Origin of the sequence: Marinococcus halophilus (genome assembly GCF_002265875.1) — a bacterium.
GTDB classification, from domain to species: Bacteria; Bacillota; Bacilli; order Bacillales; family Marinococcaceae; genus Marinococcus; species Marinococcus halophilus.
The window spans coordinates 35,937-59,211 of the sequence record NZ_NPFA01000012.1 but is presented as its reverse complement, the minus strand read 5'-3'; the positions used below and the strand labels follow the sequence as shown (position 1 = coordinate 59,211).

Here is a 23,275-nt window from a genome sequence, read left to right as displayed (position 1 = left end):
AAAGTTTCGGATTTGTATCAGAATGACCAATGAACTTTGTCTTTGAATTCTCTAGTATAAAACGTAAGAAATTCAAAGAAGGTGAAAAAATGAAAGAACATGCAAAAGAGATGGAGAAGCCGCAGCCCCACCCTGAAAAAAGCAGCAGGTTTCATATGCCTCATGTCTATGTGATTTTATTTATGTTTACTGCTTGGGCAGCAGTCGCTACTTACATAATCCCTGCCGGTACATTTGAAGAGATCCCAGGACCCGAAGGGAGAACGACAATAGATCCGGAATCATACCAACAGATTGCTTCGGATCCAATAGGTATTGTTGATTTTATGCTTGCAGTGCCAAATGGACTGGTTGCAGCAGCAGAAGTGGTATTCTTTACTTTTGTGATTGGCGGTATGTTTATGGTGCTGCGCCGCACCGGTATAATTGAAATTGCCGTGGACCGGCTAACGCGGAAATTTTCAAACAAGAGTCTTGCGATAGTGCCGGTACTAATGTTTGTATTTGCTTTTATATGCAGTCTGATAGGTACGCAGGAGCTTAGTCTAGTGTACGTACCTGTTATTTTGCCTCTAATGGTTGCCTTAAAGTACGATTCGGTAACTGCCGCGGCTATTGCGTTAATAGCGACCACTGCAGGTTTTACAGCTGGTTTTTTAAATCCCATTAATACGGGGCTTGGGCAGCAGGTAGCTGACGTTCCGCTGTATTCAGGGCTTGGGGTTCGTATTGCTTTGTTTCTTACACTGGCTGTTATTGGAATCCTGTGGGTGCTTAAGTATGCGAAAAAAGTGAAACAGCGGCCGGAATTGAGTCTGACCTATAAGGAAGACGAAGAAAAACGATCACTGTATCTGCATACGGATGACACAAAGGCTTATATTTTTCATAAGCGTCAGAAAGTTGCTTCCATGTTTATTTTCATATTTTTTGGAATACTTATTTATGGTGTGCTTGCCCAGGGATGGTTTATGCTTGAAATGGCTGGATTGTTCATCATCATGGGTATTGTAGTGGGTATGATTGCAGGATTGACACCGTCTCAGGTATGTGATGGTTTCAACGAAGGCTTTCGGGACGTACTGGCCGGGGCGATGATTGTAGGTGTGGCAAGAGCGGTAGCCGTAGTCATGGAGGAAGGGCAAATCATGGATACCATTGTTCACGGACTGGGGACAGCGGTAAGCGGCATGCCGGTTGTACTGAGCGCTGGGGGAATGTTTGTCATTCAGTTTCTGTTCAATTTCCTAGTGCCATCAGGAAGCGGCCAGGCGCTCGTAACGATGCCAATTATGGCTCCGCTTTCGGATCTTCTCGGAGTAACCCGGCAGACCTCAGTGCTCGCTTACCAGCTGGGAGACGGTTTAGGGAATATTATTTTTCCTACATCCGGTTATTTCATGGCTACTCTTGCGCTTGCGGGCGTCCCCTGGCACAAATGGGTAAAATTTTATTTCCCCCTGCTTCTCATTTGGATGGGTATCGCAATTATCTTTTTAACAGGCGCCCAGCTGCTGCAGTGGAACGGCTGAATGTGAGCAGATTGCTTTGCATGGATCCCAGATACGATTACAATGGGATCTGCATTAGCGAAAAGAATGTTTAAAAAGGTGCAAGGAAAGAAAAAGCCTCAGACATTCTTTCGGGCTTACTCAGAAGATAATTTTGGAAAGGGTGACAAACGTCATGGCAAAAAATGTATTAATGGTTGTAACAAGCCATTCCAAAGTGAACAATGAAGCAAAAACCGGTATTTGGCTTTCTGAATTTGCGGAAGCATATATTGAATTTCAAAATAAAGGTTATAATGTAACGATCGCAAGCGTAGACGGCGGGAAGCCGCCTATCGATGAAGGCAGTGTGCAGCAGGAAACGCGCCAGGAAATTCTGGATGCAGAAAAATATCTCGAAGAGACCGTGAAGGTGGATACCGTCTCTGCTTCGGATTTTGATGCCATCTTTATTCCTGGAGGCCACGGAGCGATGTTTGACCTGCCGGAAAGCCAAAAAGTCCAGGAACTTGTCCGGGATTTTTATGAAGCGGATAAATATGTGGCTTCCGTATGCCACGGCCCGGCAGCATTGGTTAACGTTACACTCTCTAACGGGGAACCACTTGTTTCGGGTAAACGGGTGAACGCCTTTACAGATGCCGAGGAAGAAGATACCGGACTTACGGCACACATGCCTTTTCTACTTGAGAGTCGTCTTCGTGAGCTTGGAGCTGAATTCGTCACAGCACCGAATTGGACTGAGCACGTGGAATCCGACGGCTTTTTGATCACTGGACAAAACCCGCAGTCGACAGAAGCAGTGGCAAAAGAGTTTGTTCAAAAACTGGGCAGCTAAAGCTGTCTTAAAACAGTGAGCCCCGGACTTTCCAACCAGCTTGGAAAGTCCGGGGCATTTTTTACAGAAAAGACCGTGCGCATCTGCACGGTCTTCATTTGTTAAATTAATATAATTTTCCGCGAATATGGAGCATTGTACAAAGCGACATAATGGAATGAATGTAACAGTTTTGACGGAGGGCATAAGGGTCTCCAAAAAATTCAGGGAGCACGCGGTCCATCGTTTCTTTCATTTTATCAAACAAAATTTTCGTCACCTGCTCCTCGGAATAATACAACGTTTCCCGGCCCTGCAGCCATTCGGAGTAAGAGACGATCACACCGCCGGCGTTGGCGAGGATATCAGGAATAATTACAACCCCCTGTTCGGCTAAAATAGCGTCTGCTTCAGTAGTGATAGGGGAGTTGGCGCCCTCAATAAGAATGGAAGCTCTAACGTCCTGAACATTATCTTTATTAATAACTCCGCCAAGAGCGGCGAAAAACAGAGCATCTACTTCAAGAGAAAGAATATCGTCACGGTCACGGAGCTCTGCACTAATGCCAAGGTCATGAATTTCTTCCTCCGTAGTAGGAAGGTCTCCATGATGGTCATTGGCAAAGTCGAGAAGAGCCGGGATGTCGAGTCCGTCTTCATTATAAAGAGTCACATTGTGGTCGCTGACGGAAATGACCTTCGTGTCGAGGTAATCGCAATTGTATGCCTGCATCGCGGTTACTGAGCCAACATTGCCAAACCCTTGGACGGCTATAGATAATGGACGGTCGTAAAATTCAAGAGCTGTTTTAAAAAACTTGTTTTCCGATGTTTGAAATTCATCGCGCCGATTCTTTAAAAAATCATGCAGCAGGTAGCGAAGACTGAAATAAACACCTTTGCCTGTGGCTTCTCTTCTACCGAGGGAGCCGCTGTTTTTTACGCTTTTACCGGTGAAGCTGCCCCGGTACGGAATTCCGGGATTAATGTTTTTATATTCTGCCATCATCCAGTCCATTTCCCTGGCGCTTGTGCCGGCGTCCGGAGCGGGAATGTCCTTATCCGGCCCGATCACGTCGTTAAAGTACTGTACGTACTTTTTACATATAAGGTTTAATTCTTTTTTAGAAAAATCCTTCGGATTGATGCTGATACCGCCTTTACCGCCGCCGAACGGCACGTCGTGCAGGGCGTTTTTAATGGTCATCAGAGAAGCAAGAGAGGAGACCTCATCTTCATTCACGCTTTCATGGAAACGCACACCGCCTTTATAAGGCCCCATCGTGTCGTTATGCTGCACCCGGTAGGCAGGAACCCGTACTACTTCACCGTTTTGAAGGGGCACACGGAGAAATGATTTGTGTACGTGGTTGGGAGTGGAAAGGATGGAGATGAGAGAGGAAAAAGCCGTTTCACGCTCCTGACCCTCATAGTCGGGAAGAAAAGTATCATCCTGCATCAGGGCATCGAGCGATTCCTGAATGATTTTTGTCGCTTTATCTGACATATTATGTCCTCCTTAAGGTATTTGTACCTATGTAAGTAGTCTAGTAAGTAATACCACTTTTCAGTAGAATGCAAACGGGTTCCGGTAAATTAGCATCAAAAAAATACAGAGGTTGAGCGGATAAGTTGCATTTGGAAAAACGATGCGTGCATACTGATTTTTGCATACTACTTAATATATGGTGACAGCAGAAAGGAAGTTGTAATAATGACAAAGGAAGCATCTAATCAGCAGGCAGCGGCTCCGTTATTTGAACCCTTTCAGATAAAAGATCTGCATCTTGAAAACAGAACGGTAATGGCTCCGATGACAAGAGGATTCTCTCCGGGGGGCGTACCAAATGAAGATGTGATAGCCTATTATCGGCGGCGTGCTGAAAACAACGTGGGACTGATCGTAACAGAGGGCACCGGCATCAATCACCCGGCGAGCGTAGAAGACCCTGGAGTTCCGGCTTTTTACGGAGAAAGTGCATTGGCAGGATGGGAAAAGGTTGTAGACGCAGTGCATGAAGCGGGGGGCAAAATCATCCCCCAGCTCTGGCATGTAGGTATGACCCGGCCGGTCGGAGCAGAACCGAACCCTGAGGCGATGCCTATTGGGCCTTCCGGTTTAGCGTTAAGCGGGGAAGCAGTGTCAAAGCCATTAACGGAAACAGAAATTCAAGAGCTAATACAGGCCTATGCGGATGCGGCAGCAGCAGCGAAGCGTATTGGCTTTGACGGCATTGAAATCCACGGGGCTCATGGTTATTTAATTGATCAGTTTTTCTGGGAAAAAACTAATAAACGCACGGATCAATACGGAGGCGATTTCGTGGAACGGACCCGGTTTGCCGTGGAGGTAATCGAAGCGTGCCGCCGTGCGGTAGGAGAGGATTTCCCTATTTTCTTCCGGTTTTCGCAATGGAAGATGTCTGATTTTGAAGCCAAGCTTGCTGCTACGGCTGATGAACTTTCCCAATTCCTGCAGCCGTTGTCTGAAGCAGGCGTGGATGTCTTTCACTGCTCTACCCGACGCTTCTGGGAACCGGAATTTGATGGTTCTTCCCTTAACCTTGCCGGCTGGACAAAGTACTTAACCGGCAAGCCGTCCGTGACAGTAGGCTCTGTAGGGCTGAACGGCGTTTTTACAAGCTTTGAAAAAGCAGAAAACGACGACATCCAACAATTAGTCGAGCGGCTGGAAAACGGTGAATTTGACCTGGTCGCTGTCGGCCGTCCGCTGTTAACGGATCCGGCGTGGGCGAAAAAGATGCAGGAAGGCAGAACGGAAGACCTCGTGCCTTTTACTAAAGATGCATTAAGTGAGTTGTATTAAATGCCATAGAACGTAAATGAATAACTCTCCGGCTGGTGCTGGGGAGTTATTTTAATAGTCAATGTGTGAATGATATCTGGGAGGGAAAAGAAGAACAAAGCTCTAGAACAGCTACAGTCAGGAGAATTAATAAATGAAAAAAGCAAGTTCCGAGCTAGAAATATCTGTTTTAAACAATCCACAAAATATTGTTTCGCTAGTATGCTTATTAGTCATCCTTGCGCTTTCATTCGTGTCTTATCACATATCAGGCTGGTCGTATGTAATGCTGCTCTGGATTGGTTTTTTTCTCGGATTTTCCCTTTTCCACGCCCGCTTCGGCTTTTCGGCCGTTTACCGGCAGATTATTGAAAAAGGCAATACGGAGATGCTCCGGGCCCATATGCTGATGCTTATCCTGGTTTCCAGTTTTTCAGCTGCCATTTTTATTCTCAGCCCGGCTTTCTTCGGCACCGTGCCAATACCGGCTCTTTCCGCTGTGAGCGTGGGGTTGGTAGTTGGAGCTTTCATTTTCGGTTTTGGTATGGAAATAGGCAGTGGTCTTGCCCCCTCCTCATTTTACGAAGCAGAGGGCGGCAGAACCGCCTTAATTTGCACATTGGCCGGTTTTACAGTGGGGACAGTGGCAGGGGCCTCCCATTTTGGCTTTTGGAACACGTCACTACCTTCATTTGAACCAGTCTCTCTGGCAGTGGATACGGGAATTGGTTACATTTGGGCCTGGGTGATTCAGATTGTTTTTCTCAGCTTAATTGCTTTTGGCTCATATGTGCATAAAAAACGAACGAGACCCCCGGCTCTTCCACCACTTCCTTCAGCTGCAAGCTGGAGCCGGATAATCTTTGGATCCTGGCCGCTGTGGGTGGGTGCTGTTATTCTGGCAGTATTAAACGCGCTCATCTTTCTCGTTCAGGGGGAACCGTGGAAGCTGACAGCCTCCTTTCCTCTATGGGGCTCAAAGATAGCGACGGTTCTTGGAATGGATGTTAGCGACTGGAAATACTGGTTTGAACAGGATCAGTTTGTCGCTCTTCATCAGCCAGTAATGATGGATTCCATGAGCATCATTAATTTTGGTGTGGTCCTCGGTACCGTAGTAACCCTGGCAATGAACCGCCAGATTCGTTTCTCCAGAATTGCTCCGCGTGTGGCTTTGATTGCTCTGGTTGGCGGGGCACTGATGGGATATGGCGCCAGTATTTCATTTGGCGCCAACATTGGGGCATATTTCAGCGGTATTGCCTCGTTCAGTCTGCATGCGTGGATATGGCTTGTTATGGCCGTGCTTGGTGTTTACACTGCCTATTATTTTAGTCACCGGCTGCCGTTGTATCATTACGAAGAAGGAAAACGTACGGATGAATAAGAATAACCTCCCAGGCCAATCAAAGCCTGGGAGGTTATTGTTTTATCATTGTTTATTCACTCGGGGAAACCATTTTGGCCGGATCTACAATTAATTCAAACTCTTCCTCATTTAGCATACCGCTTTCAAGCACGGCTTCCTTCAGTGTTTGCCCATTAGCGTGGGCTGATTTAGCAATTTTAGCTGCGTTTTCGTACCCGATGTGCGGATTCAGCGCTGTGACAAGCATCAGGGAATTTCGCAGATGCGCATCGATACGTTCCTGGTTTTCTTCAATTCCGACCGCACATTTGTCGTTAAAGGAAACGAGCGCATCAGCGAGCAGGTAGCTGGACTGCAGGAAATTGTAAACAATAACCGGTTTAAACACGTTTAGTTCAAAATTGCCCTGACTGGCTGCAAAGCCGATTGTAGCATCGTTGCCCATTACCTGTGCTGCAACCATAGTCAATGCTTCGCTCTGGGTTGGATTTACCTTCCCTGGCATGATAGAGCTTCCTGGCTCGTTTGCGGGGATGGAAATTTCTCCGATTCCGCAGCGGGGGCCGCTTGCAAGCCAGCGCACATCGTTTGCAATCTTCATGGCATCAGCAGCCAGCGCTTTTAATGCCCCGTGTGCGTAAGAAATTTCGTCATGGCTGGTGAGGGCGTGAAATTTGTTTGGGGCGGAACGGAACTCCTTCCCGGTATAGGAACTGATTTCTTCAGCTACGTATTCCCCGAATCTCGGATGGGCGTTGATCCCTGTACCGACAGCAGTGCCGCCGATTGCCAGGTCCTTTACGTGATCAATGCTTTCTGTAATCATTTCAGCAGAACGCTCAAGCATCCGGTGCCAGCCACTGACCTCCTGGCCGAGAGTAAGCGGAGTGGCATCCTGGAGATGCGTGCGGCCGATTTTAATGACATCCTCAAACGCGTTCATTTTGTTCTCAAGGGTCGCACGAAGCGTTTCCACGGCAGGAAGAAGCTGATCCTCCACTTTTTGCACAGCGGCTACGTGCATCGCTGTTGGAAAAGTGTCATTTGAGCTCTGGGAACGGTTGACATCGTCGTTTGGATGCACGCTCTCAGAAGATCCTTTTTCTTCGAGCAGCTGGGAAGCGCGGCGGGCCACCACTTCGTTCATATTCATATTAGATTGAGTGCCACTTCCGGTTTGCCAGACAACGAGTGGGAAGTGGTCGTCGAGTTTTCCGGAAAGTACTTCGTCGCAGGCTTCAACGATCGCGTCGGCCTTTTCTGCTTCAAGCTTATCCAGGCGTTTGTTTGCGAGAGCCGCGGAGCGCTTTAAAATAGCGAATGCGTATACTACATCGATCGGCATAGTTTCCTGGCCGATTTTAAAGTTTTCAAGGCTGCGCTGGGTCTGGGCGCCCCAATGCTTGTCCTTCGGTACATGCATGTCTCCAAGTGTATCTTTTTCTACGCGATAGTCCATCGATAGGTCGACCTCCTACTAGTATCAATAAGGTAAATAGAGTAAGCACTCTTCCTCTAGATTAAAGAACATTTTTAAAAAAAGAAAGGCTTTTCAAAGGAGAAATACTAATTTCCTCGTCTATGCCGGCAAAGAGAACCTGATCACGAAAAAATGAATGTTGCATGGACGATCGTTTTGCTATAAATTTTACGAAAAGGAGGCAGCTGGCATGTGGTACTCAATCAAAGTCCCGGCTGGGGATAATGAAGCATGGAGCCTACGGCTCTATGAGTATGATATTTATACATTTTATATTGATGAAGCAATACAGACAATGAAGGATGAAGACGGGTATACATACGAATTCAGCAGCGGGGAAAAAAGCAGGTTGTATGTTTACACGGAAAATGTCCCGAAAGAAGAGCTGGGCCGGATGCTTGGAGTCAACGCATGTGATATACATGTGTGGCAGCCGCCGGAATGGAAAGAGGCCTCCTATGAAAACATTGCACTCGCGGAAGGATGGGAGGTTGTGTACCCTCCGTTCCAGGAAACACAGCTGAAAAAGGAGCTTCGGCTTGATCCCCAGGGAGCATTCGGTACAGGAATTCACGAAACCACGAGAGATGCTCTCGAATGGATTGTCACTCAGGCAGAGGGAAGAAGAGCGGCAGATATCGGTGCTGGAAGCGGAATATTGTCAGTTGCCCTGGCAAAAAAAGGGGTGCAGGTAGCAGCTTATGACACGGAACCGGTAACGCGGGAGATTGAACAGCAGGCAGCATTAAACGATGTAGAAAACCGAATTGCAGTGTATGAACAGGATGTAGTTGGCACAGTCTTTCCGTACGAGGCGTATGACTTAGCCGTCATTAATATCGGGGCTGACACTACAGTACACTGGCTCGAACGAGCTGAATCTATACAAGACCTTCCTTTAACGATTGTCGTATCAGGATTGGTTGACTGGTCCGTTGAACGGGTCGAAAAAGCCTTCCAGAATAAAAATTATGAAATTGAATGGCGTAAGCAGACAAATGAGTGGCATACTATAATGTTTCAAAGGAGAGGATAACAGTGGACAAACCACATATCTTTATTGCAAGACCGATGCCGCACTGGCTAATTGAAAAGCTGGAACAGGAAGCCACGGTAGATGTATGGAATAAAAACGAAGCAGTGCCAGAAGAAGAATTAATCCGGAGGACAGAAGAAGCAGACGGGTTGTTTTGTACCGTCTCGGAAGCAGTTACGAGAAATGTAATTGAACAGGCGCCGCGGTTAAAAGTAATAGCAACGATGGCAGTGGGATATAATAACATTGATCTTGAGGCTGCAAGAGAGAATAAAATTAAAGTGGGCCATACTCCCGGCGTGCTGACAGAAACGACAGCGGATTTAACCTTTGCTTTACTGATGGCCGCAGCACGCAGGCTGCCGGAAGCAATGGATACGATCCGGAATAACGAATGGGGTTCCTGGGCACCCTTTGCATTTACAGGACAGGATATTTACGGGGCAACGCTTGGAATTATCGGCATGGGTCGTATCGGAGAAGCGGTGGCGAAACGGGCTGCTGGGTTTGATATGAATATTCTTTATCATAACCGTTCGAGAAAGCGTGAGGCAGAAGAACGGGTTGGTGCAGTTTATACAGAGCTTGACGAGCTCCTTGGGCAGGCCGATTTTGTCTGCGTGCTTGCTCCGGCGACGCCAGAGACAGAAAAACTGATAGATGCGGAGGCCTTTCGCAAAATGAAAAAAACGGCGGTTTTTATCAATTCCTCGAGAGGAGCAACGGTGGATGAGCCGGCACTGATAGATGCGCTCCGGGAAGGAGAAATTTTTGGCGCCGGCCTGGACGTATTTGAGAACGAGCCTATTGGGGCAGACCATCCACTTGTCAGCCTTTCCAATGTTGTGGTGCTCCCGCATATCGGCAGTGCCAGCGAAAAAACGCGCCGGCAAATGGCAGATATAACCGCAGACCATATTTTGCAGGGACTCAAAGGGGAGCCGCTCACCCATGAAGTGCCCGAAACGTGAAAAAGCACCTCACGGGCCCATTACAGGCTCAGTGAGGTGCTTTCGTTTTGCTATTACTTGTTCCAGGTAGCTGTACCGTTCTTTTCTTCCTTCATTCGTTTACGGAAGCGAACCGTTTCCGCGGTGATAACGCCAGAGAGCCCTAAGAGGGCGATCAGGTTTGGCGCGGCCATCAGGCCGTTCATTGTGTCTGCAAGCGACCAGACAATTCCGAACTGGACCACAGCGCCAAAAAACACAGCGATAACAAAAATGACACGATAGGCAAACACAGCCTTGTACGTTTTGAAAAGGTAATAAATACACCGTTCTCCGTAATAGGACCAGCCCAGAATAGTAGAATAGGCGAAGAAAATGAGTCCTACAGAAACGATAATGCTGCCGGCCGGTCCTAAAAAGTACTCGAACGTGGCGGCAGTCAGTGGAGCGCCGTCTAACTCACTGCTTACAAAGTTCTGGCCTATCACAAGAGAAATACCGGTAATGGAACAGATAATAATTGTATCAATGAAAACCTGAGTCATAGAGACAAGCGCCTGCCGCCCGGGATAGTCAGTACGGGCTGCAGCTGCTGCAATTGGTGCGGACCCAAGGCCTGCCTCATTGGAGAAAACCCCGCGGGCCACTCCGTACTGGATAACAACCCCGACAGCCCCGCCGGCAGCAGCCTGTCCGGTGAATGCGTCGGAAACAATGGAGCCGACTGCGGCAGGGACGAGATCTATGTTACCTAAAATGACAATCAGCCCGCCGACAACATAAAAGACAGCCATAACCGGCACAATAAATGAAACGACCCGGCCGATGGACTTAATGCCGCCAAGAATAACCACTCCGGTTAAAATACTGAGTATAATACCGGTAATCCAGGTAGGCACGTTCCAGTTGGAGTCCAGAACGTCTGCCACAGAGTTGGACTGGACAGTATTTCCGATCCCAAAGGCGGCAATCGCAGCAAACACGGCAAACAAAACCGCCAGCCATTTCCATCCAAGTCCTTTTTCTATGTAGTACATGGGCCCGCCGGCCATGCGCCCCCGTTCATCCTGGACACGGTATTTAACAGCGAGAATGGCTTCACCGTATTTTGTGGCCATTCCGAATAGGGCACTGATCCACATCCAGAAAACCGCCCCGGGGCCGCCAATTACTACGGCTGTAGCGACCCCGGCAATATTACCCGTTCCGACCGTAGCGGCTAGTGCGGTCATCAGCGACTGAAAGTGGGAAATATCCCCATCTGATTTTTTGTCCTGTTTTGAAAAGGCGAGCTTTAATGCGTAAGGAAGAGTAGAAAATTGCAAAAACCCTAAACGAATCGTTAAAAAGATACCTGTTCCCAAAATAAGAATTAAAAATGGAGGCCCCCACACAATGCCACTGATAGTGGTAAGTAATTCCTCAACGCTGTTCATAAATCCTGACATATGTAACAACTCCCTTCCATAGTGCAACTGTACATAAGATGTTATAAAGATGTGAACAGTTTGTGAGAAAAGTTTACTATAAAAATAATAAATTTGGTACATGTTTTGTAAAAATTGTGAAAATTTCAGAAAAAGAGGAAAAATAATTTACCCAAGAAATTTGAAATAAGAGGTTTTATGGAGAAAAGATTCGGGCATTCGTATAGGTAGACGTAATCGGATGAAGGAGGACTAGGCAATGAAAACAATAAAAGTAGATGAAGTTTTTACAGAAGATAAGGAACAGCTCCGTTATACAGACGGTGAGTTGGAAGTCCGTGATGATAATGGAGAGGACTGGGAAGTGAAGCTGTACGGAGTAGATAATCAGCGTTTCTTTACAGATGCTTTAAAAAATAATGAAAAAAAGCATTTAACGTTTGAAACCGATAAAGGCAGTATGTACGGCCTTGTATCAGTGGAAGCTCTGGATAATGCCGGAGTGGCCAATGAAGATGTAGTAACGCTTGTTGGAACAGGCCCATTAAACGGTTTTTCCTAAGAAAATATAACAATTAAAGAAAAAACAACGGCCCGGGCAATTAAGCCCGGGCCGTTGTTTTTAATGCAAGGAGAGAAAAGGCTTCAAAAAAATAAAGCAGGCAGCCGGATGAACGGCTGCCTGCTTTATGTAAATATTACGAACCACTGCATGGAAGTTTTACAGGGGGATAGCCCTGCTCGCCTCTGCGCACTACGGCGTAGCCGGTAACGGTGAAACCATTTTTTAACAGCAGCCGGGTGCTTAGATTGCGTGAAACTTTATCTGGAGCAATGAGAAACACTTCTTTTTTCGGAACGGTCTGCAAATGCCTTTTTAAATGCGGATACGGAAGAGCGAACGCCCCGTTCACCGGATTGCGGTCTGATTCCTGGTATTCGCGTACATCCAAAATATGGGCCCCGGTGTCCTGACTTTGAGGAAGGGATGAACAAGGAACGCGGAAAACAGGCATCCAGCGTTTAAATGCCGGTATCATAACGAGAACAATAACAACTATGGTAATACTAAGCCAAAAAAGCATCAACGCCCTCCTCATTCCTTTCTTATAGCGATTCATATTGTATATTTTTCGGCAGGCAGATTCAAGAACTTTGCTTGCGCTTTTTATACTTACCCCTTCAGGAATTATGTATAACCACTTCATGCTATTAATTCTTCTCATGAAATTCAAGCATATTGGTTTCGGGGGACGTTAATTTTTGATAAGGTGAATACAGAAAGTAGGAGGTGAAGCTTCCATGGCAGAGACAGAAGAAAAAAAAGAACTGGAAGAACGAGTTTGGGCTGAACTGGAAAATGTTATTGATCCAGAGCTCGGTGTTGATATCGTAAATTTGGGGCTTGTGTATACAGTAACAATTGATGATAACAGACAGGCGAATATTGAAATGACTTTAACCGCAATGGGTTGCCCGCTTGCAGGAACGATTGTTAATGATATTAATTTCGCCTTGAATGATTTAAAGGAATACGGAGAAATCAGCGAAGTAGACGTGGACATTGTTTGGAATCCACCTTGGAGTAAAGATAAAATGTCCCGTTACGCCAAAATCGCTTTAGGTATTCCGGATTGATAACAAGAGAGAGCCGGTTGGAATAGTCCAGCCGGCTTCTTTTGTTTATTTATTATTTTCATTTATCAGAAAAAATAAAATTTTCGGTTGAAATATATCGAAGAATGTATTATTATGTAAACATACTCAAAGGAGGCATTATTGTTTTGACAAACAGTCAACTGAACACAAATGAAATGATCGACAAAGGGATGCAGCAAGCCCACAGCATGAGCGTAGAAGAATCGGTTCGCACGATTGAAAACATCATGCAGGTCGAAGCAGCACGCCAGAAGGACTACGAAGACAATAAGATTGAAAATTTATAGGTAGTGAAAAGCGCGGCCCCAATGGGGCCGCGCTTTTTGACGCTTACAGGCTCTCCTGGCTCGTTAAAATAACCGGGCCTTCTTTTGTGATCGCAATTGTGTGCTCGTACTGGGCAGAATGACCTCCGTCCCGGGTGGTGGCGGTCCATCCATTGGATGTCATTTTGCTTTGCCAGTCTCCGGTGTTGACCATCGGCTCGATCGTAATAACGTGGCCGGGCTTTAAGCGTCCGCCTTTGCCTGGAGCACCGAAATGAGGAATCTGTGGATCCTCGTGAAGGGTAGGCCCAATGCCGTGTCCGGTGAAGTCGCGTACCACCGAAAAACCTTCGTTTTCCACGTATGTTTGAATGGCGTGGCCAATGTCACCGATGCGGTTGCCCGCTTTGGCCTGTTCAATACCTTTATATAAAGATGATTCTGTAACCTCCATCAGCCGTTCGAGTTCACTGCTTACGTCACCAACGGCATAGGTCCAGGCAGAATCCGCCAGAGCCCCGTTTAAATTCACTACCATATCAATTGTAACGAGATCACCATTTTCAAGAGGACGGGCTCTTGGAAAGCCGTGACAGATTTCATCATTTATGGAGGCACAGGTTGCGTATTTGTATCCTTGAAAGCCTTTTTGTTCAGGAGTGGCACCGCGCTCTGCCAGAAATTTTTCGACAAAATCGTCAATTTGTTTTGTGGTGACGCCTGGTTTGACCATTTTGGCGATTTCTTTATGGCAGGCGGCAAGAATCTTCCCAGCTTCGTGCATAAGCTCAATTTCTCGTTCTGTCTTCAACGTTACCATCGTCTGTCTCCTTTTATTCAGTATCAAATACCATTGTAAAACATTCATACAAGAAATGCATTGTTTGGTGATTTCCTTTATAATTGCGGAATTGCACGATAGAAATGGAGGAAAATCATGAAGCAGCAGAAATGGTATGTAAAGGTCAGGGACAAGTTTTGGTTCGTTCCAGGCTGCTACGGCATTCTTAGTTTAATTATAGTAATAGGTACTTCTATTATGGACCAGCAGCTGCTGCGGCCTGTGTACAACAATGTGCCTTCTATGCTGCTCGTAGAAAATAACACCGCTACTTCCCTGTACAGCGCGTTGGTTACTGCATTATTGACGCTGACCACTATCAGTTTTTCTTCGATTATGGTTGTTTTGACAACGTACGCTACACAGTTCACGCCAAGAGCCCTGCAGGATTTTATGAAAAGCCCGACGACACAGCATACGCTCGGGGTGTTTACATTTGGGGTATTGTTCACCCTGGTAAACATGCTGCTTTTTTCAAGCGAAGGTAATAACCAAATTTTGATGCCTATGCTGACAGTTTTTGTGGCGCTTGGCTGTCTGGCCTTTTTTATAATCTTTATTTATCACTCCACCCAGTGGCTGCAGGTCAATCATCTGATCAGCCACATACGGTCCGATGCCTCGAGGGTGATCCAGGATGCATATACATATTCTGGAGTAAACAGCTTCAGCGAATGGAACGGCAATTTCCGGAACGATGAAGAAACAATCGTTCATGCTGAACGGTCGGGATACACCAATATGGTGAAGATGCCTGAACTGATTGCCTGGGCCAGGCAGGAGGAAGCCGTCGTCGAATGCTTGTTTCAGGTAGGAGCTTATGTTCATCAGGGCGAGCCATTATTTCGCTACTGGTCAAAGCAAAGTTTATCCCCAAAAATATTAAGAGGTTTTGTATTAGTAGGAGAAGAGAGAAGCAATGTTCAGGATATTGAATTCTCCATGCAGAAAATTGTAGAGATAGCGCTGCGGGCCATTTCTCCGGCGATTAATGATCCACATACAGCAGCCAATTGTATAAACCGTATTGGGGCACTGCTCTCCGAACTCAGTCATGAACACAGAAATGATCAGTACTTTGTCGACAAGCAGGATGAACTGAGGTTGTTTATGCCTGTAAAGCCCTTTAGAGAGTATTTATACAAAAGCTTTTACCAGATCAGACTGTACGGCCGGGAAGATATCTCGGTGATGGCAGCCTGCATGGAAGCACTGACGATGCTCGTGAAAACGGGAGATTCGTCTGTGTTAAAAGAAGTGGAATCATTTTCCTTTTATATGGAGCGGGCTGTCGAAGATGAACAGCTTGCCGACTGGGACAGAGAATACTGGCACACGCGTGTACAGGAAAAGGATACAGCTCTGCATCAGGCACTTACAAAAAGTAAGCAGATAACTTGAAACAGCCGGTAACGTGTGTGTATGATATATAAATGAAGTTCAACACGAAAGGATGAAAGATCAAATGAAAGTAGCAGCTATTGTAGGAAGTATCCGTCAGGAATCCTTTAACGGAAAATTAGTGGAGTACATGCAGGACCGTTACGGCGACATCATGGATATTGATATTTTAGATATCCGCGATCTTCCGCACTATGATCAGGACGAGGAAAGCAATGCTCCGGACTATGTGCAGGAGTACAAGCGTTCTGTACGTGAAGCGGACGCCGTACTTATTGCAACTCCGGAATACAATGGTTCAATTTCCGGCGTGCTTAAAAATGCTCTGGATTGGAATTCCCGGGTCGATTACGACTTTGCCGGCAAACCAACCATGCTGGTGGGAGCTTCTCTTGGCGGCCTGGGCACCGTGAAAGCGCAGATGCATCTGCGCCAGATTTTGAGCGCTCCGGGCATGAGTGCAAAAGTACTTCCCGGAAATGAAGTGCTTATTGGAGCTGTGCATGAAAAAATGGACGAAAACGGAAACTTAACGGACCAGGGCACAATTGATTTTCTCGATAATGTCGTAGCCGAATTTGAACGCTTTTATCAGGAAACAACGACTGTAGCCAACCGGGCATAAAAAAATCCCTGCAGAAATATCTGCAGGGATTTTTTTACGCTTTTGGAGCTTCGGTCTGTTCGGTTTGCAGATCTGTTCTGCTCCATCCAATAAACAATAAAGCTGCTGCGCCAAGAACACCGGCGACCAGGTATGGAAGATGGGCTGATAATGAATTACCGATTAATCCCGACATGACCGGTGCAAAAGCAGCGCCAAGCCAGCGAAGGAAATTATATGCTCCAGAAGAAATACTGCGCTCGTAAGGCGAATGCTCCATTACATGGCTGGTAAATAAAGAATTATTCAGGCCGGAAAATAATCCTGAAAGTACGATGAACATAATCATTAATACTGAGGAGGACGCAAAAAACAATCCTAAAAGCGTTAAAATAAAAGCAGAGAGGGTGAACGGCAGTAATTTCACAGGAGTAAACCGCCTCTCAAGCCTTCTCGATAAAACAGCCGAGCCGAAGGCCAGGCATAATCCCCATCCAAAAAAGACGAGACCGATTTGAATAGAAGTTAAAGATAAAATTAAAGGGGAGTAAGCAAGCACGACAAAAAAACCATAATAATAAAACATGCCGGCAAGCGCACCCTTAATGAACGGCCCGTGTGTAAAAAGATGACGAAGCTCCTGCCATCCAGCCGTAGCTTTAGCTTTTTTAGGAGCGGGCGGATGGACGAAAAAGATAACTAAAATAAAAGCGATAAGCATTAAAAGACTTGTACCAAAAAAAGGAGCACGCCAGGATAGATCCCCGAGAAGGCCGCCTACAAGCGGACCGCCGGCGAGGCCCAGGCCAATTGCCGCCTCATACATACCTACCGCTGTTTCCACGCTCCTCGAGAGAGCGATTAACAGGGTCATAGCAGTGGCGAAAAACATAGCGTTGCCAAGCCCCCAGCCGCCGCGAAAAAGGGCCAGTTCAGTAATGCCTCCCGCCACACTGCAAAGCAGGGCGAAGGCTGTAACGATCAAAAGCCCGGCGCTCATCAGCCGTTTATCACCAAACCGGCTCGAAAGGATCCCGGCAGGAATCATCATGCAGGCCATCACTAAAATATAGGACGTAAAAAGCAGCTCCACCTGCCAGTGAGAAGCACCGATAGAAGCCGCGATGGAAGGAAGGACGGGGTCCACGACGCCGATACCCATAAAAGCTAAAAATGTGGCGAAGATCGTAATCCACCGTGCCCTGGTTTGAATATTCATAAAGCAGTCACTTCTCCTTATTGAATGAAGATAATACGTTGTCAGCTTGGTTTTTCAGATTTTCCATTTCCGTTTTAAACGTTGTCATCTGGTTGATTTTTTGGTCGAGCATATCAATCTGGGCCTGAAGGCTATCAGAAATTTGTTTCAAATCCTCGTGCTGCATCGTCGTTTCCTGTACCGACTGGTAGTGGCTATAGACTGTTTTTACCTGCTCTTTCAAATCGAGATACTGCTGCAGCTCCTGAAGAGAAAACCCAAGAACCTCCTTTGCGGTTACTACATTCTGCAGACGTTCAATATCCTGGTCATCGTACACTCTGGTTCCTTTTTCTGTACGCTCTGGTGCTGATATAAGACCAATTTGTTCATAATAACGTATTGCACGTTTCGTTAAGCCTGTGGTTTGAGCGGCTTCTTCAATTTTGTACAGCATGCATCACCCTCCTGTTAAGTTTCATGATATAACCTTAACGTTAACGTCATATTTTGTAAAGGCAAAATGGGGCTTTGACTTTCTGAAATAATGTGATACAGTGTAGACAACTTAATAGGGAATCCGCTAGGGGTGCCGGTAACGGCTGAGATAAGGACTATCCTTAATCCCTTTGAACCTGATCTGGTTAAGGCCAGCGTAGGAAAGTGGAGACGGTAGAATACGTCTATATCAGAAGCAGCAGCTTTATAATAGCGGACGTTTATTCGAAGCCACTCCACCAATGGAGTGGCTTTTTTTGCTCCATTGGTCTTTACTGCCCGTAGTGGTTCCCTCCTAATTTAAAGGAGGAAGTAACAATGAAATTTTCAGAGCTTTTATGGCAGGACACAGAGCACATTTTTGAAGCCTGCTGGGAAAATCCATTTGTGCAGGGCATCGGGAAAGGTGATGTCCCAAAAGAAGCTCTTATCCATTACGTGAAGCAGGATTTTGAATACTTAAATGCCATGATCAAGACAAAAGCAATTGGGATAACAAAATGCACGTCCAGAGAAGACATGATCATGTTTAAAGATACCATTGATTTTGTGTTAAACAGTGAAACGCACCCGCACCATAATTTATGTGCGCAGGCGGGAGTGGCTTATGAAGAATTGCAGGGCTACGCGCTTGCCCCGGCTTCCCAGCATTATGTGCTTCATATGCTGCACCATGCTGAAAAGGGCACACTTGGCGATGTGATTGCGGTAACGCTCGCCTGCCCGTGGGTGTATTTGTATGTGGGTGAAAGGCTGATGAAAGAAGTGAATCCGAACGAGGACCATCCGTTTAACGACTGGATTCGTTTCTACGGAGACCGTGAAGAGCGGGAAATGTACAAATATATTGACCGCCTTGATGAACTGGCAGAAACAGCTACAGAAGAAGAAAAGCAGCGTTGGCGGACGTTATTTATGGAAGGGTGCCAGCTCGAGTATATGTTTTTTGAGGACGCGTATCATGCAAAAGACTGGCCCTTTGCCAGAACATTAACAGACGGAAAAAAAGCTTAATGATAAACAAACGCTTAAACCTCAGGGATATCGTCGTTATCTCATTTATTTCAGCTGTTCTTGGTGTCCTTTATCTTCTTTGGGTACTGCTCGGACAAATTGTTACGGGCGTCCTCGGGCCAGTTGGGGGCGGACTGATGGCAGGCTTCTGGATCCTCGCTCCGGTAATATGCGCCTATATCATTCAAAAACCAGGAGCGGCGCTGCTGGCAGAGCTTATTGCGGCTGGCACTGAAGTTATGGCCGGGTCTGTGAGCGCGGGAGCAGTGCTCGTTCTCGGCTTCACGCAGGGGATTGCCGCAGAAATTATTTTTGCCATGTTTTTCTACCGAATCTTTCGTCTGCCGGTATTAATGCTTGCCGGAATGGCAGGGACGTCTGCTGCATTTTTAACCCAGTATATTCTTTATGGATTCAGTCAGTACGCAGGTTCTGTTGTTGTATTTATGCTGGTAACCATGCTTATAAGCGGTGCTCTTTTAGCCGGGTGGGCAGGGAAAAGCTTTACAGACGCCCTGGTAAAAACAGGCGTTCTCGACCGCTTTGCTCTTGGCCGCCAGCGTCGGGAAGGGCAGCAGAGGAACGCTGTATGATTTATGCAGAGAATGTAACCATTGCATATCCTTACGCTGAGCCTTCGGTAGAGGGTTTTTCGGCTGAAATACGTACTGGGGAAAACGTGCTGCTGCTCGGCCCGAGCGGCTCGGGTAAAAGTACGTTGGCACTGGCCCTTCAGGGAATTCTTCCGCGCTCAGTAGAGGCAGAAGTGTCTGGTGAATTGAACGTATTCGGAGAAAATCCAGCGGTGAAATGCATTACAGAGGCTGCCAGAGAGGCGGCTCTGTTGTTCCAGGATCCCGATACCCAATTCTGCATGCCGACAGTGCGGGAAGAGCTTGTATTTACGCTTGAGAACCTGCGCGTACCTGCGGAGGATATCGAAGGCCGGATGCTTGAAGCCTTGCAGTTCACAGGCATGCTTTCTTGTATTGACGCCCGTATTGACATGCTTTCCGGAGGGATGAAGCAAAAAATAGCTGTGTCCTGCATAGCTGCTGTGAATCCGGAGATCTGGATTTTGGATGAACCGCTCTCCCAGCTCGATCCGGTAAGCCGTGAAGCAGTGGCCGCACTTCTTGGCCGTATTGCAGAAGCCCCTGATAAAACATTAATTTTGATTGAGCATCAGCTAAATGAAGTGATGGAGTGGGTGAGCAGGGCGGTCGTATTGAACCGCAATGGTCAGGTGACAGCGGATGGAAGCCCCGGCCGTATATTTTACTCCCACGCTGCTGTACTCGAAGCAGAAGGAGTGTGGCTGCCTGCACCTGCAGAAGCGGGAAAAAAGTTGCTCAGAAAGACGGAGACAACCAAAGCTGCTCTTCCCGTCACTTTGCGGGAATGGGAGGTGTTTGCAGCGGATTACCCTGTTGCCGAGGTTCATGCATCTCTGCCGCAGTCGAAACAGGGGGGTGAGCCTTCTCAGAAGCCGCCTGTCCTGAAGGTGGAACGGGCGGCCTCTGCCTATAGTATGCAGACGGTTTTCGAAAACGTGTCTTTTTCCCTTTACCCTGGAGAAATGACTGCCGTCGTAGGGGCAAATGGAGCTGGGAAAAGCACACTCGCACGAGTTCTTACCGGATGGGAGCCTATTAAAAGCGGTACCGTGTATGTTAACGGACAAGATATAGCCGGTCTGAAGCCGTACGAAATTGCCAAAACCTTCGGGATTGTTTTTCAACAGCCCGAGCACCAGTTTCTAACGCCGACCGTAGAAGAAGAAATACGCTACGGAATGGAGATAGCAGGATGGTGCGAGGAAGATATTGTTCAGCAGACAAATGAACTGTTGATTCAGTTTCAGCTCGGCCATATTCGGAAAAACCATCCGTTTCGGCTCAGTCAGGGGGAAAAACGGCGTCTCTCAGTGGCAGTAATGGTGACAAACAACCAGTCCATTTTAATTTTGGATGAGCCGACGTTTGGGCTTGATAAGCGAAATGCTGATGCTTTGTTTGAAGTGCTGGAGCAGTGCCGGCAACGCGGAAAAGCGGTTCTCTGGCTGACGCATGATATGGATCTGGTTTATACAAAAGCGGCACGGGTCCTTGCGCTGGCAGAACGAACGCTTGTCTACGACGGGAGTGTAGAAGCATTTTTTGATGGCAGCATAGACTTAGGAAAAATCGGTGTCCGGCTGCCTTCGGTACAGCTTATGCGCCTAGGAGGGGGCAGCCATGCTTGAAGAGCTCCAGACCCGGGACGCTTTTTTACAGCGGGTACATCCAACGCTGAAGCTGCTCAGCCTTTTCACTGTATTTTTCTTTATGATTTTCATTTATGATATATGGCATCCACTTGCTGTGCTGGTGCTAACTATTGCTGCCATCTTCTTTCTGGGAAAAGTGCCGTTAAAGCTGCTGCTCATACTCCTGCTCCCGTTTGCACTTTTTGGTTTCAGCTTTGTATGGCTTCAGGTGGTTTTTCCTGAAGAAAGGGGTGCTACGGTTCTTTTTTATGTATTTCACATGCCGGTGGCTCTTGAAAATATCCAAACAGGTGTCTCGCTAGGCTTAAGAGCGATGGTGTTTGCTTCCTGGTCGCTTCTTTTTGTCCTCACCACCTCTCCAGTGAGTTTAGTGATGAGTTTGATACAAAAATGGCATATGCCTCCGAGTATTGGATATGGAATGATGGCAGCCTACCGTTTTCTTCCCCAGCTTCGAAAAGAACTGGTGATAATCCGCAGAGCCCGGCAGATTAGAGGAATGGGTTCAAAGCCCAGAATGCGGGAGTGGAAAGAGGCAGGGGTGCCATTGATGGCAGGGGCTGTACGAAAAGCAGAAAGAACAGCCCTGGCGATGGAATCCAAAGGGTTTGACGGCTCGAGAAAAAGAACGAGGTATGTGCAAATGAATTATAAAAAAACGGACGTCTGGTTTACTGCCGGCTTTATACTGTTTATTACTGTCGTTTTTCTGCTGCCCCTGTCGTAGCAGGGCAGCGGAATTGATTAAAATAACCCCAGGGGCCGTGGGCCTCCGGGGTTAGTCGGGTTGCCGGTTATTTTACTAAAAACTTTTCTTCGATGCGGTCCACATAGCTTTTAATATCTTCAGCAATGTTATCCATTTCATCCACATCGACTTTCATGGTGGGAATATCACCTTTATGTCCGCGTTCACGGAATTGCCCGATCATTTCATCCACAGCTCCGGCGAAGTTTTCATACGCATGATCCCCGGAGCCAAAGATGGAAATCGAAAGGCCGGAAATATCATAGGCGAAAAGGTCTTCCAGAAAGTCTTCTGTTTCTTCAGGAATATCGCCTTCGCCCCACGTATATGTGCCCATAATGAGCAGATCATGCGGAAGGGGATCTTCGTTTGGAAGCCCATCGGCGATCATGTCCATCAGCTCTACTTCGTGCCCGCGGCTGATAAGTTCTTCTTCTGTGTCGATCGCCATATCTTCAGTGTTTCCAGTCATTGTGGAATAGAACAAAAGTATTCGCATATGTCCATTCCTTTCTTATATAGGTTCGTGCTTAAAATACATATTTAGTATACTTATTATATATGCTGCTGCCGGCTTGTGCAATCACCCCGGTAAACGTACGCAAAATATGTTAAAATATATATCGAAAATATATATTAGTGTTTTTGTGAAGGGGGAGAAAAAGTGAAACAAATAGGTATTATCGGCGGCCTTGGGCCGGAATCAACGGTAGAATATTATCAATCCATTATTAAAAAATATCAGAAAAAGGAGAACAGTCTTCAGGTGCTTCCGGAATTGTACATCAACAGTATTAATATGTACAACATTTTTAAGTATATTTCGGAAGAACGAATGGATGATCTGATTGAGTATTTGGGCAATGCAGCCCGGAAGCTTGAACTGCTGGATGTCGACGGCATCATTATTGCAGCAAACACGCCGCACCTTGTATTTGAAGAGGTGCAAAAGCAGGTCGAGGTGCCGATGCTAAGCATTGTGGATGCCGCAGTGGAAGCAGCAGAAAATCAAGGCGCCGAAAATATTGGGCTGCTTGGTACAAAATTTACGATGGAGCAGAATTTTTTCAAGAAACCGTTCATAGAAAAAGGGAAAAACATCTATGTGCCAGATGAAAGCACGCAGCAGTATTTACACGAAAAAATCGTCAGCGAGCTTGAAAATGGCATCGTAAACCCTGAAACGAAAAAGGAATTTGAACGGATCACCAGGGAGATGATTGAACAACATAAACTCGATACCGTGATCCTTGGCTGCACGGAACTGCCGATGATTCTTTCTGAAAAAGATTTTTCGATTCCTTTTTTAGATACGATGCAGGTTCACGTAGACAGGATTGTAGACTTTATGTTTGAAGAAAGTAAAGCATAGGGAGGGCGG

The 23,275-nt window shown here is 46.7% G+C and carries 24 protein-coding genes and 1 riboswitch; of the genes, 16 read left to right on the top strand and 8 right to left on the bottom strand.

Annotated features, from left to right (window positions below):
* Nucleotides 1–89: 89 nt before the first annotated feature.
* Together CHL76_RS12465 and CHL76_RS12460 are read left to right on the top strand one after the other, a co-directional pair.
* Nucleotides 90–1,532, top strand: coding sequence for a YfcC family protein (locus CHL76_RS12465; protein ID WP_198951239.1), 1,443 nt, complete (start codon nucleotides 90–92; stop codon nucleotides 1,530–1,532).
* A gap of 154 nt (nucleotides 1,533–1,686) precedes the next feature.
* Nucleotides 1,687–2,349, top strand: a complete 663-nt coding sequence (locus CHL76_RS12460) for a type 1 glutamine amidotransferase domain-containing protein (protein ID WP_079475921.1) — start codon at nucleotides 1,687–1,689, stop codon at nucleotides 2,347–2,349.
* 106 nt (nucleotides 2,350–2,455) lie between these two features.
* On the opposite strand, the gene CHL76_RS12455 is transcribed toward CHL76_RS12460, so the two are convergent.
* Nucleotides 2,456–3,835: a Glu/Leu/Phe/Val family dehydrogenase gene (locus CHL76_RS12455; protein WP_079475922.1), complete on the bottom strand. Its 1,380-nt coding sequence runs from the start codon at nucleotides 3,833–3,835 to the stop codon at nucleotides 2,456–2,458.
* Nucleotides 3,836–4,042: 207 nt separating this feature from the next.
* On the opposite strand from CHL76_RS12455, the gene CHL76_RS12450 reads away from it, so the two are divergent.
* Nucleotides 4,043–5,155 carry an NADH:flavin oxidoreductase gene (locus CHL76_RS12450; RefSeq protein WP_079475923.1) on the top strand — a complete coding sequence of 371 codons (1,113 nt, stop codon included), beginning with the start codon at nucleotides 4,043–4,045 and terminating at the stop codon, nucleotides 5,153–5,155.
* A 133-nt stretch (nucleotides 5,156–5,288) separates the two neighbouring features.
* Nucleotides 5,289–6,521: a YeeE/YedE family protein gene (locus CHL76_RS12445; protein ID WP_094908748.1), complete on the top strand. Its 1,233-nt coding sequence runs from the start codon at nucleotides 5,289–5,291 to the stop codon at nucleotides 6,519–6,521.
* Between the two features lie 52 nt (nucleotides 6,522–6,573).
* On the opposite strand, the gene fumC is transcribed toward CHL76_RS12445, so the two are convergent.
* Nucleotides 6,574–7,962 carry a class II fumarate hydratase gene (gene fumC, locus CHL76_RS12440; RefSeq protein ID WP_079475925.1) on the bottom strand — a complete coding sequence of 463 codons (1,389 nt, stop codon included), beginning with the start codon at nucleotides 7,960–7,962 and terminating at the stop codon, nucleotides 6,574–6,576.
* A gap of 211 nt (nucleotides 7,963–8,173) precedes the next feature.
* On the opposite strand from fumC, the gene CHL76_RS12435 reads away from it, so the two are divergent.
* Nucleotides 8,174–9,019, top strand: a complete 846-nt coding sequence (locus CHL76_RS12435; protein ID WP_158219180.1) for a 50S ribosomal protein L11 methyltransferase — start codon at nucleotides 8,174–8,176, stop codon at nucleotides 9,017–9,019.
* Between the two features lie 2 nt (nucleotides 9,020–9,021).
* Nucleotides 9,022–9,990 (top strand): 2-hydroxyacid dehydrogenase, encoded by a 969-nt coding sequence (locus tag CHL76_RS12430; protein WP_233133409.1) that lies wholly within the window; start codon nucleotides 9,022–9,024, stop codon nucleotides 9,988–9,990.
* A 53-nt stretch (nucleotides 9,991–10,043) separates the two neighbouring features.
* On the opposite strand, the gene CHL76_RS12425 is transcribed toward CHL76_RS12430, so the two are convergent.
* Nucleotides 10,044–11,405, bottom strand: coding sequence for an alanine/glycine:cation symporter family protein (locus CHL76_RS12425; RefSeq protein WP_094908763.1), 1,362 nt, complete (start codon nucleotides 11,403–11,405; stop codon nucleotides 10,044–10,046).
* A 250-nt stretch (nucleotides 11,406–11,655) separates the two neighbouring features.
* Here CHL76_RS12425 and CHL76_RS12420 point away from each other — a divergent pair, with 250 nt between their 5' ends.
* Complete coding sequence (locus CHL76_RS12420; protein WP_079475927.1) at nucleotides 11,656–11,958, top strand: hypothetical protein; 303 nt, start codon at nucleotides 11,656–11,658, stop codon at nucleotides 11,956–11,958.
* 136 nt (nucleotides 11,959–12,094) lie between these two features.
* Here CHL76_RS12420 and CHL76_RS12415 read toward each other — a convergent pair whose 3' ends face one another.
* Nucleotides 12,095–12,481 carry a rhodanese-like domain-containing protein gene (locus tag CHL76_RS12415; RefSeq protein ID WP_079475928.1) on the bottom strand — a complete coding sequence of 129 codons (387 nt, stop codon included), beginning with the start codon at nucleotides 12,479–12,481 and terminating at the stop codon, nucleotides 12,095–12,097.
* A gap of 217 nt (nucleotides 12,482–12,698) precedes the next feature.
* Here CHL76_RS12415 and CHL76_RS12410 point away from each other — a divergent pair, with 217 nt between their 5' ends.
* Nucleotides 12,699–13,034: a metal-sulfur cluster assembly factor gene (locus CHL76_RS12410; RefSeq protein WP_079475929.1), complete on the top strand. Its 336-nt coding sequence runs from the start codon at nucleotides 12,699–12,701 to the stop codon at nucleotides 13,032–13,034.
* A gap of 146 nt (nucleotides 13,035–13,180) precedes the next feature.
* Nucleotides 13,181–13,342, top strand: coding sequence for a hypothetical protein (locus CHL76_RS17110; protein WP_158219179.1), 162 nt, complete (start codon nucleotides 13,181–13,183; stop codon nucleotides 13,340–13,342).
* Nucleotides 13,343–13,385: 43 nt separating this feature from the next.
* Here the strand turns inward: CHL76_RS17110 and map are convergent, their stop codons facing one another.
* Nucleotides 13,386–14,141: a type I methionyl aminopeptidase gene (gene map / locus CHL76_RS12400; protein WP_079475930.1), complete on the bottom strand. Its 756-nt coding sequence runs from the start codon at nucleotides 14,139–14,141 to the stop codon at nucleotides 13,386–13,388.
* A gap of 117 nt (nucleotides 14,142–14,258) precedes the next feature.
* Between map and CHL76_RS12395 the strand changes: the two genes are divergently transcribed.
* Nucleotides 14,259–15,563, top strand: coding sequence for a DUF2254 domain-containing protein (locus CHL76_RS12395; RefSeq protein ID WP_022794035.1), 1,305 nt, complete (start codon nucleotides 14,259–14,261; stop codon nucleotides 15,561–15,563).
* Nucleotides 15,564–15,627: 64 nt separating this feature from the next.
* On the top strand, nucleotides 15,628–16,188 hold the full coding sequence (locus tag CHL76_RS12390; protein ID WP_079475931.1) for an NADPH-dependent FMN reductase: 561 nt from the start codon (nucleotides 15,628–15,630) through the stop codon (nucleotides 16,186–16,188).
* 34 nt (nucleotides 16,189–16,222) lie between these two features.
* Here CHL76_RS12390 and CHL76_RS12385 read toward each other — a convergent pair whose 3' ends face one another.
* A complete protein-coding gene (locus CHL76_RS12385) occupies nucleotides 16,223–17,386 on the bottom strand; it encodes an MFS transporter (RefSeq protein WP_079475932.1) in 1,164 nt (387 codons plus the stop codon).
* A 7-nt stretch (nucleotides 17,387–17,393) separates the two neighbouring features.
* Nucleotides 17,394–17,822 (bottom strand): MerR family transcriptional regulator, encoded by a 429-nt coding sequence (locus CHL76_RS12380; RefSeq protein WP_079475933.1) that lies wholly within the window; start codon nucleotides 17,820–17,822, stop codon nucleotides 17,394–17,396.
* Between the two features lie 118 nt (nucleotides 17,823–17,940).
* Nucleotides 17,941–18,044: riboswitch (TPP riboswitch) on the top strand.
* A gap of 137 nt (nucleotides 18,045–18,181) precedes the next feature.
* Here CHL76_RS12380 and tenA point away from each other — a divergent pair.
* From tenA to CHL76_RS12360, 4 genes are read left to right on the top strand one after another with little or no spacing between them, the layout of a single operon-like run.
* Nucleotides 18,182–18,877: a thiaminase II gene (gene tenA, locus CHL76_RS12375; protein WP_079475934.1), complete on the top strand. Its 696-nt coding sequence runs from the start codon at nucleotides 18,182–18,184 to the stop codon at nucleotides 18,875–18,877.
* The gene (locus CHL76_RS12370; protein ID WP_079475935.1) at nucleotides 18,877–19,470 is read left to right on the top strand and encodes an ECF transporter S component; all 594 of its coding nucleotides are present in this window, start codon (nucleotides 18,877–18,879) and stop codon (nucleotides 19,468–19,470) included. Before tenA ends, CHL76_RS12370 begins: the two co-directional genes overlap by 1 nt.
* Nucleotides 19,467–21,122, top strand: a complete 1,656-nt coding sequence (locus CHL76_RS12365) for an ABC transporter ATP-binding protein (protein WP_079475936.1) — start codon at nucleotides 19,467–19,469, stop codon at nucleotides 21,120–21,122. Before CHL76_RS12370 ends, CHL76_RS12365 begins: the two co-directional genes overlap by 4 nt.
* Nucleotides 21,115–21,873, top strand: coding sequence for an energy-coupling factor transporter transmembrane component T family protein (locus CHL76_RS12360; protein ID WP_094908746.1), 759 nt, complete (start codon nucleotides 21,115–21,117; stop codon nucleotides 21,871–21,873). Before CHL76_RS12365 ends, CHL76_RS12360 begins: the two co-directional genes overlap by 8 nt.
* Nucleotides 21,874–21,940: 67 nt before the next feature.
* Here CHL76_RS12360 and CHL76_RS12355 read toward each other — a convergent pair whose 3' ends face one another.
* Nucleotides 21,941–22,393, bottom strand: coding sequence for a flavodoxin domain-containing protein (locus CHL76_RS12355; RefSeq protein ID WP_022794029.1), 453 nt, complete (start codon nucleotides 22,391–22,393; stop codon nucleotides 21,941–21,943).
* Nucleotides 22,394–22,558: 165 nt separating this feature from the next.
* Here CHL76_RS12355 and CHL76_RS12350 point away from each other — a divergent pair, with 165 nt between their 5' ends.
* Nucleotides 22,559–23,266, top strand: a complete 708-nt coding sequence (locus CHL76_RS12350) for an aspartate/glutamate racemase family protein (RefSeq protein WP_022794028.1) — start codon at nucleotides 22,559–22,561, stop codon at nucleotides 23,264–23,266.
* Nucleotides 23,267–23,275 lie beyond the last annotated feature (9 nt).

What these genes read in the sequence shown, in the direction of transcription:
- CHL76_RS12410 (WP_079475929.1), top strand. Translation starts at nt 12,699, where the DNA reads ATGGCAGAGACAGAAGAAAAAAAAGAACTGGAAGAACGAGTTTGGGCT.
- CHL76_RS12435 (WP_158219180.1), top strand. Translation starts at nt 8,174, where the DNA reads ATGTGGTACTCAATCAAAGTCCCGGCTGGGGATAATGAAGCATGGAGC.
- CHL76_RS12370 (WP_079475935.1), top strand. Translation starts at nt 18,877, where the DNA reads ATGATAAACAAACGCTTAAACCTCAGGGATATCGTCGTTATCTCATTT.
- CHL76_RS12380 (WP_079475933.1), bottom strand. Translation starts at nt 17,822, where the DNA reads ATGCTGTACAAAATTGAAGAAGCCGCTCAAACCACAGGCTTAACGAAA.
- map (WP_079475930.1), bottom strand. Translation starts at nt 14,141, where the DNA reads ATGGTAACGTTGAAGACAGAACGAGAAATTGAGCTTATGCACGAAGCT.
- tenA (WP_079475934.1), top strand. Translation starts at nt 18,182, where the DNA reads ATGAAATTTTCAGAGCTTTTATGGCAGGACACAGAGCACATTTTTGAA.
- CHL76_RS12455 (WP_079475922.1), bottom strand. Translation starts at nt 3,835, where the DNA reads ATGTCAGATAAAGCGACAAAAATCATTCAGGAATCGCTCGATGCCCTG.
- CHL76_RS12360 (WP_094908746.1), top strand. Translation starts at nt 21,115, where the DNA reads ATGCTTGAAGAGCTCCAGACCCGGGACGCTTTTTTACAGCGGGTACAT.
- CHL76_RS12465 (WP_198951239.1), top strand. Translation starts at nt 90, where the DNA reads ATGAAAGAACATGCAAAAGAGATGGAGAAGCCGCAGCCCCACCCTGAA.
- CHL76_RS12415 (WP_079475928.1), bottom strand. Translation starts at nt 12,481, where the DNA reads ATGCTTTTTTGGCTTAGTATTACCATAGTTGTTATTGTTCTCGTTATG.
- CHL76_RS12365 (WP_079475936.1), top strand. Translation starts at nt 19,467, where the DNA reads ATGATTTATGCAGAGAATGTAACCATTGCATATCCTTACGCTGAGCCT.
- CHL76_RS12445 (WP_094908748.1), top strand. Translation starts at nt 5,289, where the DNA reads ATGAAAAAAGCAAGTTCCGAGCTAGAAATATCTGTTTTAAACAATCCA.
- CHL76_RS12355 (WP_022794029.1), bottom strand. Translation starts at nt 22,393, where the DNA reads ATGCGAATACTTTTGTTCTATTCCACAATGACTGGAAACACTGAAGAT.
- fumC (WP_079475925.1), bottom strand. Translation starts at nt 7,962, where the DNA reads ATGGACTATCGCGTAGAAAAAGATACACTTGGAGACATGCATGTACCG.
- CHL76_RS12425 (WP_094908763.1), bottom strand. Translation starts at nt 11,405, where the DNA reads ATGAACAGCGTTGAGGAATTACTTACCACTATCAGTGGCATTGTGTGG.
- CHL76_RS12450 (WP_079475923.1), top strand. Translation starts at nt 4,043, where the DNA reads ATGACAAAGGAAGCATCTAATCAGCAGGCAGCGGCTCCGTTATTTGAA.
- CHL76_RS12390 (WP_079475931.1), top strand. Translation starts at nt 15,628, where the DNA reads ATGAAAGTAGCAGCTATTGTAGGAAGTATCCGTCAGGAATCCTTTAAC.
- CHL76_RS12395 (WP_022794035.1), top strand. Translation starts at nt 14,259, where the DNA reads ATGAAGCAGCAGAAATGGTATGTAAAGGTCAGGGACAAGTTTTGGTTC.
- CHL76_RS12385 (WP_079475932.1), bottom strand. Translation starts at nt 17,386, where the DNA reads ATGAATATTCAAACCAGGGCACGGTGGATTACGATCTTCGCCACATTT.
- CHL76_RS12460 (WP_079475921.1), top strand. Translation starts at nt 1,687, where the DNA reads ATGGCAAAAAATGTATTAATGGTTGTAACAAGCCATTCCAAAGTGAAC.
- CHL76_RS12420 (WP_079475927.1), top strand. Translation starts at nt 11,656, where the DNA reads ATGAAAACAATAAAAGTAGATGAAGTTTTTACAGAAGATAAGGAACAG.